General features: G+C 60.7%; 14 protein-coding genes. 9 read left to right on the forward strand and 5 right to left on the reverse strand.

Annotated features, from left to right (window positions below; all coding sequences use genetic code 11):
* Positions 1 to 111: 111 nt before the first annotated feature.
* Positions 112 to 2004, reverse strand: coding sequence for a propionate--CoA ligase (locus CTATCC11996_RS18850; protein ID WP_003079194.1), 1893 nt, complete (start codon positions 2002 to 2004; stop codon positions 112 to 114).
* A 365-nt stretch (positions 2005 to 2369) separates the two neighbouring features.
* A complete protein-coding gene (locus CTATCC11996_RS18855) occupies positions 2370 to 2972 on the reverse strand; it encodes an isochorismatase family protein (RefSeq protein WP_003079196.1) in 603 nt (200 codons plus the stop codon).
* Positions 2973 to 3348: 376 nt separating this feature from the next.
* Here CTATCC11996_RS18855 and CTATCC11996_RS18860 point away from each other — a divergent pair, with 376 nt between their 5' ends.
* From CTATCC11996_RS18860 to CTATCC11996_RS18885, 6 genes are all read left to right on the forward strand, one after another.
* Positions 3349 to 3975: a C40 family peptidase gene (locus CTATCC11996_RS18860; RefSeq protein ID WP_034349623.1), complete on the forward strand. Its 627-nt coding sequence runs from the start codon at positions 3349 to 3351 to the stop codon at positions 3973 to 3975.
* Between the two features lie 197 nt (positions 3976 to 4172).
* Entirely contained in the window at positions 4173 to 4424 is a 252-nt protein-coding gene (locus CTATCC11996_RS18865) for a GlsB/YeaQ/YmgE family stress response membrane protein (RefSeq protein WP_003079200.1), read from the forward strand.
* 66 nt (positions 4425 to 4490) lie between these two features.
* Entirely contained in the window at positions 4491 to 5096 is a 606-nt protein-coding gene (locus tag CTATCC11996_RS18870; RefSeq protein ID WP_034349624.1) for a hypothetical protein, read from the forward strand.
* Positions 5097 to 5126: 30 nt separating this feature from the next.
* Positions 5127 to 5615, forward strand: a complete 489-nt coding sequence (locus CTATCC11996_RS18875) for an EVE domain-containing protein (RefSeq protein ID WP_003079203.1) — start codon at positions 5127 to 5129, stop codon at positions 5613 to 5615.
* Positions 5616 to 5904: 289 nt separating this feature from the next.
* Positions 5905 to 7317, forward strand: coding sequence for an APC family permease (locus CTATCC11996_RS18880; RefSeq protein ID WP_003079205.1), 1413 nt, complete (start codon positions 5905 to 5907; stop codon positions 7315 to 7317).
* Between the two features lie 115 nt (positions 7318 to 7432).
* On the forward strand, positions 7433 to 8503 hold the full coding sequence (locus tag CTATCC11996_RS18885; protein ID WP_003079207.1) for an FUSC family protein: 1071 nt from the start codon (positions 7433 to 7435) through the stop codon (positions 8501 to 8503).
* A gap of 48 nt (positions 8504 to 8551) precedes the next feature.
* Here the strand turns inward: CTATCC11996_RS18885 and CTATCC11996_RS18890 are convergent, their stop codons facing one another.
* The 3 genes from CTATCC11996_RS18890 to CTATCC11996_RS18905 form a co-directional block, all read right to left on the reverse strand.
* On the reverse strand, positions 8552 to 10306 hold the full coding sequence (locus CTATCC11996_RS18890; RefSeq protein ID WP_003079209.1) for an amidohydrolase: 1755 nt from the start codon (positions 10304 to 10306) through the stop codon (positions 8552 to 8554).
* A 166-nt stretch (positions 10307 to 10472) separates the two neighbouring features.
* Positions 10473 to 11693 (reverse strand): MFS transporter, encoded by a 1221-nt coding sequence (locus tag CTATCC11996_RS18895; RefSeq protein ID WP_003079212.1) that lies wholly within the window; start codon positions 11691 to 11693, stop codon positions 10473 to 10475.
* A 342-nt stretch (positions 11694 to 12035) separates the two neighbouring features.
* The gene (locus CTATCC11996_RS18905) at positions 12036 to 12890 is read right to left on the reverse strand and encodes an aldo/keto reductase (RefSeq protein ID WP_003079215.1); all 855 of its coding nucleotides are present in this window, start codon (positions 12888 to 12890) and stop codon (positions 12036 to 12038) included.
* A 199-nt stretch (positions 12891 to 13089) separates the two neighbouring features.
* Here CTATCC11996_RS18905 and CTATCC11996_RS18910 point away from each other — a divergent pair, with 199 nt between their 5' ends.
* From CTATCC11996_RS18910 to CTATCC11996_RS18920, 3 genes are all read left to right on the forward strand, one after another.
* The gene (locus tag CTATCC11996_RS18910) at positions 13090 to 13941 is read left to right on the forward strand and encodes a DUF2167 domain-containing protein (RefSeq protein WP_003079217.1); all 852 of its coding nucleotides are present in this window, start codon (positions 13090 to 13092) and stop codon (positions 13939 to 13941) included.
* An 88-nt stretch (positions 13942 to 14029) separates the two neighbouring features.
* Complete coding sequence (locus CTATCC11996_RS18915; RefSeq protein WP_003079219.1) at positions 14030 to 14782, forward strand: hypothetical protein; 753 nt, start codon at positions 14030 to 14032, stop codon at positions 14780 to 14782.
* A 61-nt stretch (positions 14783 to 14843) separates the two neighbouring features.
* A complete protein-coding gene (locus CTATCC11996_RS18920; protein ID WP_003079220.1) occupies positions 14844 to 15158 on the forward strand; it encodes a DUF2322 family protein in 315 nt (104 codons plus the stop codon).
* The last annotated feature ends 5 nt before the right edge of the window (positions 15159 to 15163 follow it).

Here is a 15163-nt window from a genome sequence, read left to right on the forward strand (position 1 = left end):
CCTGCGCCTTGATGGTCGCAGGCCTTGAACTATCGATTCGCCGCAATCCCGACACGCCGCCCCTGCGGCGCTAGCTGCGGGAGTGAAGCTCCACAACAACCGTTGCGGAAGTTACAGCCGCTGTTGCACCTGGGCCAGGGCCGCCGGATCTTCCATGGTGCTCAGGTCACCGGGATCACGACCTTCGGCCACGGCCTGCAAGGCCCGGCGCAGCAGCTTGCCGCTGCGTGTCTTGGGCAGAGCCGTGACGAAAATCACACGAGACGGACGCGCAACCGCACCCAGACGCGAATCGACCAGCTTCATCACATCGGCTTCGAGGGCCTTGCTGGAGACCTCGTCTGCCACCAAGGCCGCGTCACGCACCACGGCAAAGGCCAGTGCAGCCTGGCCCTTGAGATTGTCGGCAACGCCAACCACGGCCACTTCGGCAATCTGGGCATGGGCAGAGATGCTCTCCTCGATCTCCCGCGTGCCCAGGCGATGACCCGCCACATTGATCACATCGTCGGTACGGCCGAGGATGAAGTAGTAGCCGTCCTCATCGCGGATGCCCCAGTCGAAGGTGCTGTAGATCAGCCGACCCGGAATGCTCTTCCAGTAGGTGTTGACAAAGCGGTTGTCGTCACGCCAGACCGTCTGCATGCAACCGGGCGGCAGCGGACCTTCGATCGCCAGCACGCCCTTCTGATTCGCCTGGGTCAACTCCTCGCCGCTGGCGTCATCGATGAGCTTGACGTTGTAGCCATAGACCGCCCGTCCCGGACTGCCAAAACGCGTGGCCTGCTTTTGCACGCCGTTGCACAGCGTCATGATGGGCCAGCCGGTCTCGGTCTGCCAGTAGTTGTCGATGATGGGCTTGCTGATGGCCTGGCTGATCCAGGTCGCCGTGGGCTCGTCCAGCGGCTCGCCGGCCAGCCACAGGGCCTTGAGGCTGGAGATGTCGTAGCGCTTGAGGTAATCCGCATCATGCTTTTTGAGCACGCGAATCGCCGTCGGCGCCGAGAACATGTGCGTGACCTTGTATTTCTCGACAATGCTCCACCAGATGCCGGCATCAGGGTTGACCGGCAGACCCTCGTACATCACCGTGGCCATGCCCGCAATCAGCGGCGCATAGATGATGTAGCTATGACCCACGACCCAGCCGATATCGCTGGTGCAGAAGAAGGTCTGCCCGGCCTGGGCATCGAAGATGTGCGGCATGCTGGCCGCCAGCGCCACGGTATAGCCGCCCGTATCGCGCTGCACGCCCTTGGGCTTGCCCGTGGTGCCGCTGGTATAGAGGGTGTAGCTGGGATGGGTTGATTCCACCCAGACGCAATCCACCTGCGCATCCATGTGTCGGGCACGCAAGGCCGACCAGTCATGGTCGCGGCCCGCCTTCATGGGCATTTCGGCCAGTCCGCGGTTGACCATCAGCACGGCAGCGGGCTGGTGACTGGACTGCCTGAGCGCTTCATCCAGCAAAGGCTTGTAGGCCACGACGCGGCCGCCGCGCGAGCCCGCATCGGCACTGATGATGACCTTGGGTTCGGCATCATCGATTCGCGACGCCAGCGCGCCCGAAGCAAAGCCGCCGAACACGACGGAGTGAACGGCACCCAGACGCACGCAGGCCAGCATGGCAAAGCAGGCCTCGGCAACCATGGGCATATAGATCTGCACGCGGTCGCCTTTTTGCACACCCAGCGACTGCAGCACGGCAGCCATGCGATTGACCTCCGCATGCAGCTCGCGATAGCTATAGACCTTTTCGGTGCGGGTTTCGGTGGAAATGGCGATCAACGCATTCTGATCGCCGCGCGCTGCCAGATGGCGGTCAATGGCGTTATGGCAAAGATTCGTTCTGCCGCCCACAAACCATTTGGCAAATGGCGGGTTGCTGTAGTCACAGATCTGCTGCGGCTTCTGCTGCCAATCGATCAGACCGGCCTGCTCTGCCCAGAAGCCGTCGCGGTCATCAATGGAACGCTGATAAAAATCTTCGAAATGCGTGGTCATGAATATGTCTCCTTGACTCTCCGTCTTTTGCAGAGAGCTTTCTGAATTCATAATTATTCATAACGCGCTTGCCGAAAACTGACAGCACTTGACTATCGCACCAACACCGCGTCAGAGCACAGGCCCCGAGCACGCTCAGTTCCTCGGTCCTCCTTGAAGCCCTCTTCCCGGATGTCGTGTCCGCCCCGCCATGGTGTAGAGCGTATGGCTCCTGGCTCCTCTGTGGACGCCCCATGAAGACGGAGTATCAAGCCGGGCCGCAACTCCCGGGACCTGAGTGCCACAAGCCGAAAATGTGACGGTCGATGCGCAGCCCAAAGAAAAAGCGCCCAGAAGGCGCTTGTTTCCTGAATGGCTACCGGCAATTACTTGACCAGAGCCAGCATCTCCTTGAAGGCAGGGTCTTCGCAGGTGCGCAGCCACTCGAACATCACCATCTCGGTGGTCACCAGCTCGGCGCCGGCACCTGCCAGACGGTCAAATGCTGCATCCCGGTTACGCTCGGTACGCGAGCCGCAGGCATCCGTCACCACCCACACATCGAACTCGTCTTCCAGCAGCTCCAGCGCCGTCTGCAACAGGCAGACATGGGTTTCGCAGCCGGCAATCACCACCATATTGCGCTCGGGCGCCTGCTGCTGGGGCTTTTGCAGATGCTTGGGCAGGCTGCGCGCATTGCCGCCCTGGGGCTTGGCGGGAGGACGCAGCCATTCGCCCAGCCCCTCCGGCACGGCGCTGAAATACATTTTCTCCAGTGTCTTCTGGCACAGAGCCTTGAGCTCCGCATTGTTGGCGCCAAGGCGCGAGGGGTTCTGCTCCGTCCCCCAGACAGGCACCTCCAGCAGCTGCGCCATCTTGGCCAGCTTGACCGCATTGGCCAGCGCTTGCGTGCCTTCGTGAATGACGGGCATCAGCTTGTCCTGGTAGTCCACCAGAACCAGTTGCGACTCGGAAGCTTCTAACAACATGGCAAATCTTTCTTAAAACTGTGTCAAGCCTGACGCAAAAAAGGCGCAGCGCTTGCGCAAGACCGTCGTGCGATGGGCTGAGGAAGCGCACCGCATCGGCTGCAATCGATGGCGCTATTGTCGCTGCAAGCGCATGTCGGGGCAGAAAGTCCGTCAATGCAACGCCTTTCGCATGTCAATACCATGAATTGGTGCATTCCCGACCCGCATTCACCAGAATGGGGAAATTACGTACTGTCATACGCTGCAAATTTGAGAGCACCTCACGCAATAAGCTTATGCCCGCAGCTCACTTGCTGTGCCGCATCAAAAACCAAGAGAAAAAATTGGAAATAGAGCCCCCATCCTACAAATGAACGTGTTACCCTCACGCCCCATGTCCCGATGGCTTATTGCACTTCTATTTGTCGGCGTTACCTCAGCGCACGCGGCGCCTAGCGAGCAGCGTGACGACGACATGGCCCAGTTGCTGGTCAACCGCGGCCTCATCACCCAGTTGCGTGAAGCTCGCCACTCCGTGGCCGAGAAGACGACTGACTTCGTGCGCGAAGCACGTCAGAACGTGGCCGAAAAAACCTCCGATCTGGTGGTGACGGCCATGGGCTTCCTTGGTGTTCCCTATCGCCTGGGTGGGACCAACGCCGAAACCGGCTTCGACTGCAGCGGTTTCGTGCGCGCCATCTACTCCCAGACCATGGGCAAGGTTCTGCCTCGCGTCTCTGCCGAACAGGCCAATGCCACCCAGCAGATCGACCGCAGCGACCTCAAGCCTGGTGATCTGGTGTTTTTCAACACCATGCGCCGCACATTCAGCCATGTGGGCATCTACGTGGGTGACGGCAAATTCATCCACGCACCGCGCACCGGTGCCAGCGTGCGCGTGGAAAGCATGCAGACCTCCTACTGGGCGCGCCGCTTCGACGGCGCCCGTCGCGTCGAAGGCGCTGACGCCTCGGCAACCACGGCTGCTGCATATAGCGCCCTGGGCCCATTGCAGCCCTGATTCCGAATCGGGGCTTGACCAAAACGCCTGCAGAAAGCAGGCGTTTTTGTTTCGCCCTTGGGCCCCGATGTAGCCCATGCCTCTGTGTGTTTTCACGCAAGAACCGCGCTCGCGCCTACATTCAGAATCGTCCGACAGAGTCGAACCGTCGGGCCGCGTAGAGTCACTTTCGTCAAAGCACCAACAGGGAACAGAATATGTCCATCATCGGAACCATCATCGTCGGCCTTATCGTCGGTTTGATTGCTCGGGCCATCAAGCCCGGCAATGACAGCATGGGCTGGATCATGACGATTCTTCTCGGTATCGTCGGCTCGTTTGTAGCTACCTATCTGGGCTCGGCCATGGGCTGGTACCAGCCCGGACAAACCGCAGGCTGGATTGCATCGGTCATTGGGGCCGTGATTCTTTTGTTTATTTATGGCATGGTGCGCGGTAAGGCCAACTGAATCTGAATTCCGACCAAAAGGGGCCGACAAGCCCCTTTTTCTATTTCCGTCATCTCCTTATCGAATATGTGGAAAAAAGACCCGAGCTTCAGAAACCTTAGTGCGACCAGAGCGGAGCGCAAAGACATTGCCCAAGCCGCTGAACGGGCCCGCAAATTACTGAGAAGACGGGCACTCGTCAGCGCTGCCGCCAGTGCCATCCCCATACCCGGTCTGGACTGGGCTGCAGATGCCGCCCTGCTCGCCCAGCTCTATCCGCGCATCAACCAGGAGTTCGGGTTGACGCCAGAGCAACTCGACCAACTCACGCCAGGAAAGCGCGAGCAAGTCCAGAAAGCCATCGCCATGGTTGGCTCCGTGCTGATCGGCAAGTTCATCACCCGCGACATGGTGCTGCGCCTCGGCAAAGCCATGGGTTTGCGCACGAGCACCAGGCAGGCCGCCAAATATGTGCCGCTACTGGGCCAGCTCGCAGCTGCGTCCATAGGCTACGCGACGCTGCGCTATCTGGGCGAGCGCCATATTCAGGACTGTATGCGGGTGGTGGAAGAAGCCGAACTGGACATTCCAGGCCGCTGGCTGGACACCCGAAATCTGCTGCAACGCAATAGCGATCTGGTGCGCAATTGGCAGCAGGATCGCGGTCCCTGGCAGCGTGGCCGTGAAGACTGAGACAGCTCCCCCCTCACAGACAATGCACCTATGAACGACAGCAGCCCCCAAGCCCATCGTTACTGGCTCATGAAGAACGAGCCCGACGAGTACTCCATCGACCATGCTCTGGCATCCCCCGAGCAGACCATTGCCTGGAATGGCGTGCGCAATTACCAGGCACGCAATTTCATGCGTGACGATATGCAGGTGGGTGACGGCGTGCTGTACTGGCATTCCAGTTGCGCCGAACCCGGGATTTACGGCATTGCCCGCATTGCTGGCAATCTGCGCGTGGACCCTTCCCAGTTCGACCCTGCGGACCCCTACTACGACCCAAAGTCACAGACAGACAAACCGCGCTGGCTTATGCTGGATGTGCAGGCGCTGAAAAAGATCCGCCCACTGCTGATGCCGGAACTACGCGAGCAACCTCAACTGGCGCAGATGCGCGTGCTGCAAAAAGGCAATCGTCTCTCCATTACCCCCGTGACCGAAGCCGAATGGCAATGCATTCAGTCTCTGCTGCAAGAGAGTTGAGGCTGAGCATGTGCATGCTCTTCCTGTCATAGCAAGCTGTGCTGATACTGGCGTGAAATTAATGCGATTTCCATCATAAGCAATCTCGAGAGTAACAAAATCCGATAATGCCGGCTTTGCGTTGCTGCCCGACCCAAGGCTCAGCGGAACCCAAGAACGGTGCCCTGCTTCAGGGTATGTCCTAACCATTAATAACACAGTGGCAACCAAGCTGAGACTCATCTCTGCGGCGCATTGCCACGCGCAGGCCGGTGCAGATTTTGTGCCGGCTCTCTTGTTCTTGTAGAAGATGACTGCACTGACTGATCGCCCTCCCTTGGCAGCCTCGACCACCTCCCCCGCTCGCCTGCAAAAGACTCTGCTGCTATGGCATGTGGTCATCATCGGCCTGGCCTACATCCAGCCGATGACATTGCTGGACACTTTCGGCATGGTCTCGCGCGATTCGCTGCAGCATGTGCCCACCTCCTACTTCGTTGCCTTGCTGGCAGTGCTGCTGACCTCGCTGAGCTACGGCCACATGATCCGGCGCTACCCCTCCTCGGGCTCGGCCTACACCTATGCGCAAAAGGCCATTCACCCCAATGTGGGCTTCATGGTGGGCTGGTCGTCGTTGTTGGACTACCTGCTCTCGCCCATGGTCAATATCTTGCTGGCAAGGATCTATCTGACCTCCATGTTCCCCGAGGTCAACCACTGGGTCTGGATCTTCGGCCTGACCGCGCTGATGGTCTGCGTGAATCTGCGCGGCATTCGCTTTGTCGCCCATTTCAACGGCTTGATCGTCTTCTTCCAACTGCTCATCATCGCCATCTTCACCTGCATGGTCTGGCGCGATCTGCATGCAGGCCGCAATGCCCTGGGCGCGATTGCCGAACATGGTGGCCAGGGCCTGTGGACGCTGTCGCCCTTCTGGAGCTCCCAGGCCGAAATCGGCGCACTGATTACGGGAGCCACCATTCTCTGTTTTTCGTTCACAGGCTTTGACTCACTGAGTTCACTGGCCGAAGAGACCCACGACACCCGAAACACCTTGCCCAAGGCCATTTTTCTGACGGCACTGATTTCCGGCCTGATCTTCATCGCGGCCACTTATTTTCTGCAGCTCTATTTCCCCGGCGACCCCAGTCGATACTTCGAGGCCGTGGACGAAACCCAACCCGAGATCCTCTATCTGGTGGGCGGAGCACTGTTCAAGTCTGTGGTGCTGTCCTTTGCCATCGTCACCGTCATGGCCTCGGGCATCGCGGCTCACGCGGGTGTATCGCGCCTGATGTATGTGATGGGCCGCGACGGCGTGATCCACAAGCGCTTCTTCGGCCATATCAGCCCCAAGTCCTTCACGCCTTCCTACAACATTGTGCTGGTGGGCGCGGTGGCCCTGACCGCTGGCTTTCTGAGCCTGGAATATGTGGTCGCCCTGATCAGCTTCGGCGCGCTGACGGCTTTCAGTTTTGTCAATCTGTCGGTGCTGGCTGAATACATGTGGCGCCAGGGCTGCTGGCACAGTCCAGGCGACCTGCTGCGCTATCTTGTCACCCCGGTGCTGGGCTTCATGAGCGTAGGCGCCATGTGGCTGGAGGTGGAGCCCAGCTCGCTGAGTTCGGGCCTTATCTGGGGCAGCATCGGCCTTGTCTATCTGGCCATCATCACCAGTGGCTTTCGCAAGACCCCACCCCAATACGACGACTCGGCGGACTGATCCGCCGGCCTGCATTTTCGGATGGCGTGGCGTATTTCCCACAAGGCAATCTCGCCGCGCCCTCTAACATCCTTGAATCGGAGTCTGATCGACCGCCATGCCAAGGAGTTTGAGATTGCGCTGGAGCACCCCGTTCATGCTGGCCTGGCGTCGTGCCAAGACCACTTTTCCATCGCGGGCCAGGCTGGCCCTGCGTGATGCGATTGCTGCAGCACTGGCCAGCATGCTGGCCTGGGTCATCGCCCAGCAGCTTTGGGGCCACCCCAAGCCCGCCTTCGCCGTGGTCACCGCCGTGATCTGCCTCGCCCCGGGACTGCCCAGCCATCTGAAACAGGCGCGCAGTCTGCTCATAGGCTGCACACTGGGCATCGTGATCGGCGATCTGCTGTGGCAGTTGCCCGAGCAGCATCTGTTGCTGCGCATGAGTCTTGGCGCATTCCTCTCCATCCTGCTCGGCGCCATCATCGGCCCCGCACCCGTGGTGCCTATTCAAGCCGGGGTCTCGGTGATTCTGGTGCTGGTGCTCGGCCCCAGCATGGCGGGCGGAGCGCGTCTGCTGGACGTCACGGTCGGTGCTGCGGTCGGGCTTATCTTCAGCCAGGTGCTGCTGACCTCCAATCCCATCAAGGATATGGGCCGGGCCGCCTCGATCTTTCTCAAGCAGCTTGCCAACGGTCTGGATCTGATTCTCAAGGCCTGCCAGCAGCAAAAAGCCGATGCAGCCGAAACCGCCCTCGGCCAGCTATCACTGGCCCATGAATCGCTGGCCGCCCTGCGCGCCGCCGTAGGCCAGGCCCATTCCTCACGCCGCTGGTCCTTGCGCGGACGACTCAATGCAGAGCGACTGGCTTTTGTCACCCGCCGCTATGACCGCCATGCCGTGCGCGTCTATGCCACGGCTCTGCTGCTGGCCGAAAGTCTGAACCGTGCCACCGCCCACACCGGGAAGCCGCCGCCTGCGGCGATGGCCGACTACTGCCGCTGGCTGACGCATGCCTGTCTCGATCTGGCCAATCAGCCAACCGTGGTCGCGCTCAAGGCCGATGATCCACTGGCGATCATGGACAGCTGCCCTGCATCAACTGCACCGACTGAAGTACTTCAGCCCGAATGGCTGCTGGTGCATGAAAACGCCCAGCAACTGGAGCGTGCATTGCGCGCCCTTATCGGCTCGCGCGATGCGTGAAAAACATTCACCCAGACGAACACCTATCAATCGCAAGCAGCCCTCAAATCAGAAGTTTGCCCCGTCGCGCTTGTAAACCGTGCGCCCTTCCTTGATGGTCTCCAGCACCTGAAGATTGGCAAGCTGATGAGACTCCACGGTCAGCGGGTTGTCCGAAAGCACGACCAGATCAGCCAGCTTGCCGACTTCGATGGAGCCCTTGCGGTCTTCCTCGAAATGCTGGTAGGCCGACCAGATGGTCTGCGCCTTGAGCGCCACCCAGGGCGAGACGCGATGCTCAGGCCCCAGCACGCGGCCCGAACGCGTGGTGCGATTGACGGTGGCATCGAGCACGCGCATCGATGACGGCAGAGCAACAGGTGCATCGTGGTGAGAAGTGAACACCATGCCCTCGCCCAGCACCCAGCCTGTCGGCGAAATGTTCTGCGCGCGCGGATCGCCGAGCACCGAATCATGGTGCCAATCGCCCCAGTAAAAGGTATGCATGGGAAACAGCGATGGGAAAATGCCCAGCTCCTTGAGCTGGCTCACCTGGTCCCGCCGCAGCGTCTGTCCGTGGATCAGCACAGGGCGAACGGCACGCGCCTGCTCCACCGGGCCGCTGGCACGTACAGCTGCGATGAACTGATCGATCGCCGCGTCACCGTTGCCATGCACCAGAATCTGCCAGCCGTTGTGAATGGCCTTGGCCACCTGCTCATTGGCCCTGACATCGCTGAGCACCCCGTAGCCACGATAGCCGGGCTGCTGGCCATCGGGCGGCACCAGATAGGGCTCGGTCAGCCAGGCGGTCTTGCCCTGGGGCGAGCCATCAAGCGTGAGCTTGACACCGCCAATGCGGAAGCGATTGGTATAGCTGCGACTGAACTTGAGCTTGTTGGCCAGCGCGCCGTCGCCCAGTTGCAGTATGTCGGGATAGGACACCACGTCGATGACCAGCCGACGCGACTCGGCAGCCGCCATGGCCGAGGCAATGGCGCCTGCGTCGGAGCGACCGTCCTGCACCGTGGTATAGCCGAACTCCAGATAGAGCTGCTGGGCTTTTTCCAGCCAGTCCATGGATTGCTCCAGCGTGAGCTTGGGCATGATCCTGCCCAGGCTGTGGAAGAAGGCGTTCTCCTCCAGCACCCCGTTGGGCACCGGGCTGCCGGCACGGCGGCGGATCACGCCGCCCTCTGGATTGGGTGTGCCGGGACCGATGCCAGCACGGGCCAGGGCCGCAGAATTGAGTGCACCGAAGTGCCCGGACTGGTGAATCACGGCAATCGGCAGATCCCGGGAGACGGCATCGAGGTCATCACGTGTGGGATGGCGCCGCTCCTGAAGCTGGGAATCGTCATAACCAAAGCCGAGCACGATACCCAGCTGTTTGACCTCGGGCGAAGTCTGGATGTATTCACGCAGCGTCTGCTGCAAGTCGGCGATAGAGGCGTTGCCGCCGTCGGGCGGGGGCAGCAGATTGGCCGAAATTGCCTGCAGCCCCACGCCGCCGATATGGCTGTGCGGGTCCACAAAACCCGGAATCAGCGTGCGCCCCTGCAAGTCCACCATGCGCGTGGCAGCGCCGCGCAAGGCCTCCAGCTCCTGAGCCGAGCCAATTGCAGTAATCATCCCGGCGCTAACGGCCACGGCCTCCACCTGAGGCTGTGCGTCATTCATGGTGAGAATCGGGCCGCCGTAATAGATCAGCTCGGCCGGCTTGACCGCCGTCTTGGTACGACGCGAGGCACAGCCCGCGAGCCAGGGCGTTGATGACAATGCCGTCAGCGAAGCTGCGGTGGCGAGAAACTGGCGCTTTTGCATCATGGACCTCCACAAGCCTGCAGCGTAACCGCAGTTCAGACTCGAATCATGCTTGAGCTGGCAATTGAGTCCTGTGCGCCAACTCAAAACGATGCATCAAATCGGGCTACCGCACCTATCCGGCAAGAACTGAAAGCTCACAAATACAGAGCATCATTCCCTGGTCTCAGGGCCTGAGGCGGCTCCAGCAACGGCCCACTCCCAGCGCCAGCAACCAGCCCAGCACGCACATGCTGCCCGTCACCATCCAGGTGAACTGCCAGCCGCCCATCTGCATGGCCACGGCCGCCACCAGCGGCGGACCTGCGAACTGCCCCACGCAAGACCATTGCTGCATGAAACCCACGGTGGTGGACACCGTGGCCTGGCTGGGCGCCAGATGCATGGCCGTTGTGAACAAGGTCGCCGGTATCAGGCCGCCCGTCGCCGAGAACAGCGCCACGGCCACAAAGCGCAGCCACAGAGGAGCCAGCGACTCGCCCCCGACCTGCGCATAGGCCAGCAGCGCCGTCAGGCCCATCAGCACATAGCCGGTCTGCAGGCAGCGCGCAGGACTCCAGCCGCGGTGCAACAACCGGCCTGCCGCCACATTGCCCAGCATATTGCTGGCAGCGACCACGGCCGTCAGCAGGCCTGCCAGCTTGGCACTGAGCCCTGCTTCCGAATAAAGCGTGGGCAGAAAGCCGACAATGCCCATCCACTGACCTGAATACACCATGAAGCCCAGTGAAACCAGCCAGGGGCCGGGGCTGCGCAATGTGAGCGCCAGACGCGGGCGCCATCCCTCATCGACAATGGCTGCGACGGCTGCAGTTGCAGCAGCATCCGCAGGCACCATGCGCCAGACGGCATAGGCCGCCAAGGCGGAGGTACAGCCCAGTGCAAGCCACCAGGTCTGCCAACTGGTCGCCTGCAGCACCCAAGGCCCAAGCAGCAAGCCCATGGCGCTGCCAATGGGCATATAAGAGCCCCACCAGCCCATGCGCGCCCCCAGCTCTGACGGCTTGACGCTGCGACGAATCAGCCCTGGAGCAGGCATGGCGACCAGCAAAAATCCCAGGCCTTCAAACGCGCGCAGCGCCAGCAGCCAGGCAAAGCCCGTGGCCGCAGCGCCCACCGCGCTGGACAGAGCCATCAGCACCAGCCCGGTCAGCAGGCTGCGACGCAGACCCCATTTGTCGGCGCCCAGGCCCACCACCAGGCCCAGCACCATGCCCGCCACCTGGACGGTGGAAAGCAAGAATCCCGCCTGCACCAGGGACACGCCCAGTTGCTGCTGCAGCAGGGGCACGGCGGGCGGCAGCTTGCCCACATGCAGCGAGGCACTGACGCCCGCAGCGACGATGATCCATGAGGGGTTCAGACCCCGGCTAGTCACAGGCTCCACCACGTTGTCTCTTTTTCTCAGCTAGGTGATATGTCAACTATCTAGCATATGACAAAACATGAGGCCGATCGACAAGCGGGCTCGCAAGTAATGTCAATGCAGGCAGCGCTTAGCCCGGATCGCGCCAGAACACGGCCTAGCATGGGGGAGCCGGAGGGATCTGCAAAACTGTCGAAGGTAAGAGTGCTGGTGGCCATGGCGACGCAGACGCCAGCGACCCGGGAGCAGGAGTGGGAGCGATGGGCATTGGTCTGGGGGCCGGACCGGGTTCTGGTCTGAATGCCGGCACGGGTAGGGGCGCCGCCAGTAACGCCACTCGACTGACGCTGGCGCCCTCCTTGCTCAGAGAATGTCCAGCGGCTGCTTGAAGCGCGGCGGGGGCGATGCAGCATCTATCAGTGCCAGCTCCTCGGCACTGAGCCTGAGCTGCAGTGCGCAGACGTTGTCTCGGATATGGTCTGCCGAGCCGCTCTCGGGAATTGGCAGCACATGGCCGCTGCGCAACGCCCAGGCCAGAGCCACCACACTGGCACTGACACCATGGCGACCACCAATTTCGGCCAGCAAACTCTGCTCGATCAGCTCACCATGTCCAAGCGGGCAATACGCCATCACGGTCACGCCGTTGTTCTGGCACCAGGGCAGCAAGTCATATTCGATGCCGCGGCTGAAAACGTTGTAGAGCACCTGATTGACCACGCAGTTGCTTCCGCCCGGAACTTGCCACAGCTCCTGCATATCGTCAGTGTCGAAATTGGAGACTCCCCAATGGCGAATCTTGCCCTGCGTCTTCAGGTCCTCAAACGCAGCTACCGTCTCGGCCAGCGGCGTGTTTCCGCGCCAGTGCAGCAAATAGAGGTCGATACACTCCACTCCCAGCTTGTAGGCACTCGCCTCAAACGCGCGCATCACTCCCTTGCGGCTGGCATGCATGGGTAGCACCTTGCTGACCAGAAAGGGCCGGGGCTTGGCGGATGGCCACTCACGCAGCACATCGCCAATCAGTTCCTCGGATAGGCCGTCGCCATACATCTCGGCGGTGTCGATCACGCTCAGGCCGAGCTGCGCCCCCGTGAGCAGGGCCGCTTTCTCCTCGTCCCGGCTGCGCCGCCCCTGGCCAAGATGCCAGCTGCCCATGCCCAGACCGGCATGTTCCTGCAAGAAAGCTATGGCACTGTGCATATGACCGATCTCCATGAAAAATCTTTAAAACATGCTTTTTGTCCGATATTACTGACGCTTTACGCTATCAATCCTGCTAATTTTGTCAGCTCAGTTTGAGCCGCGTTATGCTTCGCGTGCGAATCAACGACGATGATTCGAATGCGAATCTGAAACCAAGTTCGCTATTACCAATAGCAATCCTCAATAAATTCATAACACGGGAGTTCATTGAATGTTCAAGTCCATCGCGGCCGCCGTTCTCGGCCTGTCACTTTCTCTAGGCGTCTGGGCCAAGACGGAAGCCACTCAGGAGTTACCCCCTGAAATCAAGGCACTGCACTGGCAGGAAAGCGGCAAGGGAGAAATCGCTGACAAGGCCAGCGTCAAGATTCCATCGGGCTATGCCTTTCTCGGCGAGGCCGACACCTCCAAGCTGTTGCAGGCATTTGGCAACCCGCCCAGCAGCGATCACTTTCTGATAGCCCCCAAATCGCTGGACTGGTTTGCAGTGTTCTCCTATGACGAAACTGGTTACGTGAAGGATGACGAGAAGATCGATGCCGATGACTTGCTCAAATCCATGCAATCAGGCGACAAGGCCGGCAACGAGCAACGCAAGAAGCTGGGTCTTGAAGCGCTGTACACCGATGGCTGGCAGGTTCCCCCCCATTACGACACTGCCACCAAGCGACTGGAGTGGGGCCTGCGTCTGCGCGGAGAATCGGGCGAGAAAAATGTCAACTACACCTCGCGCATTCTGGGCCGCAGCGGCGTGATGACAGCCACCCTGGTATCCGACACCGCGACACTGGCCCAGAACACCGATGAGTTCAAAAAGGTACTTGCCGGCTTCGACTACAACAGCGGCCAGACCTATGCCGAGTTCAAGAACGGTGACAAGGTCGCCGCAATCGGCCTGGGTGCACTGGTACTCGGCGGCGCTGCCGCAGTGGCCACCAAGAAAGGCCTGTGGGGTGCGATTGCAGGCTTTCTGGCTGCAGGCTGGAAGATCATCGCCGCAGCAGCGGTCGCGCTGTTCGCTGGCATAGGCAAATTGCTTGGCCGCAAGAAAGCCGCTGAATAAAGCATTAGGTCGGCCGCAGATTCACCCCCTCTAACCCCACCCCGCGCATCGCTAAGATCGCGGGGTTTGTCTTGTCCCGAAAGCCGTCTTGTACTTCACGATCTCCACGCAGTTGCAGGTAGTTCTGGCCATCGTACTGTTCTATCTATATGACACGGCCTTGCTGCTCAAGCCAGAAGAGGGTTTGCTGCGCCCGCTAAGGTCGGGATGGCGGGCACAGCTGGCAAGCCGAGGCTTCGAGCTGCGTCAGAACCGCCTGCTATGGCTGCCTGTCTTTGCACTGCACCGGCCCGTCTACCGTCAGCACTGGAGCAGCACCCGGATTCATCTGCCCGGTGACGCGGCATTTTCAAAGGCGGTGGAGGCACATGCCCGCAGCTTCAAAGCGTTTGCGCTGCCGCTGTATCTGCTGGCCGCGCTGCTGTTTCTCGGTCTTCCCGCCGCCTTGCTGGTGCTGCATTCCGAATTGCTGCAGCTGATCGCACTCGCGCTGATCTATCTGAGCACCGCCTGCCTGAGCTGGCTGGCCCTGCGCCACGGCAAGCAGGGCCACAGCAATCGTTCCTTCGCGCGCTCCACTGCGTTTCAGATTCTGCTGTGCCCCCCATTTGCCCTCAATGTGGTGCGCAAGCTCTCGCTGTCATATGAAATACAAGCCGACTTGCTGCAGACGGCCCAGGCCCTCATGAGCGTCTCTCAGTGGCAGGACCTGGCAGCACAGGTGCAACAGCTGATGCAGCGTGAAATGGATGAAATTGCCGAGTTGCCCGAATATGCACCAACGCTTGCGCAGATGCAGCAGGCACTGCGGGTGCTGGAGCAAAACAAGGCCCGAAACTGAACGGGCCATCAGGCTGCCCCACAATAGCGGCTTCCATCACAGCGACCATCGCGAGCACACCATGGCCTTTGCCGACAACCTCAAGCAACTTCCCTCCATCGCCCATATCGCCGAGCTGCAGCTGATCGACTCCGACGGCAAGCTGGCCGCAAGCATTCCGAATGCGCCTGGCAAGGCCGGCTCGGTCACGGTCTACAACGCGCTCTACGCAAAACATGGCAGCATCGATGTCGCCGCTGCCGAAGAAGGCCTGCAGCTGTTTGCCGAGCACACCGAAGACGCCAAGGCACGCCCCGGTGCCCATCCCAATATCGATCGCCTTCTGGACGTGATTGCCAGCGGCAAGGGCTATGCCGTGACGGTGATTGCAGCCTGACAGCC

The sequence above is a fragment of the Comamonas testosteroni ATCC 11996 genome (assembly GCF_000241525.1).
Classification (GTDB): Bacteria; Pseudomonadota; Gammaproteobacteria; order Burkholderiales; family Burkholderiaceae_C; genus Comamonas; species Comamonas testosteroni.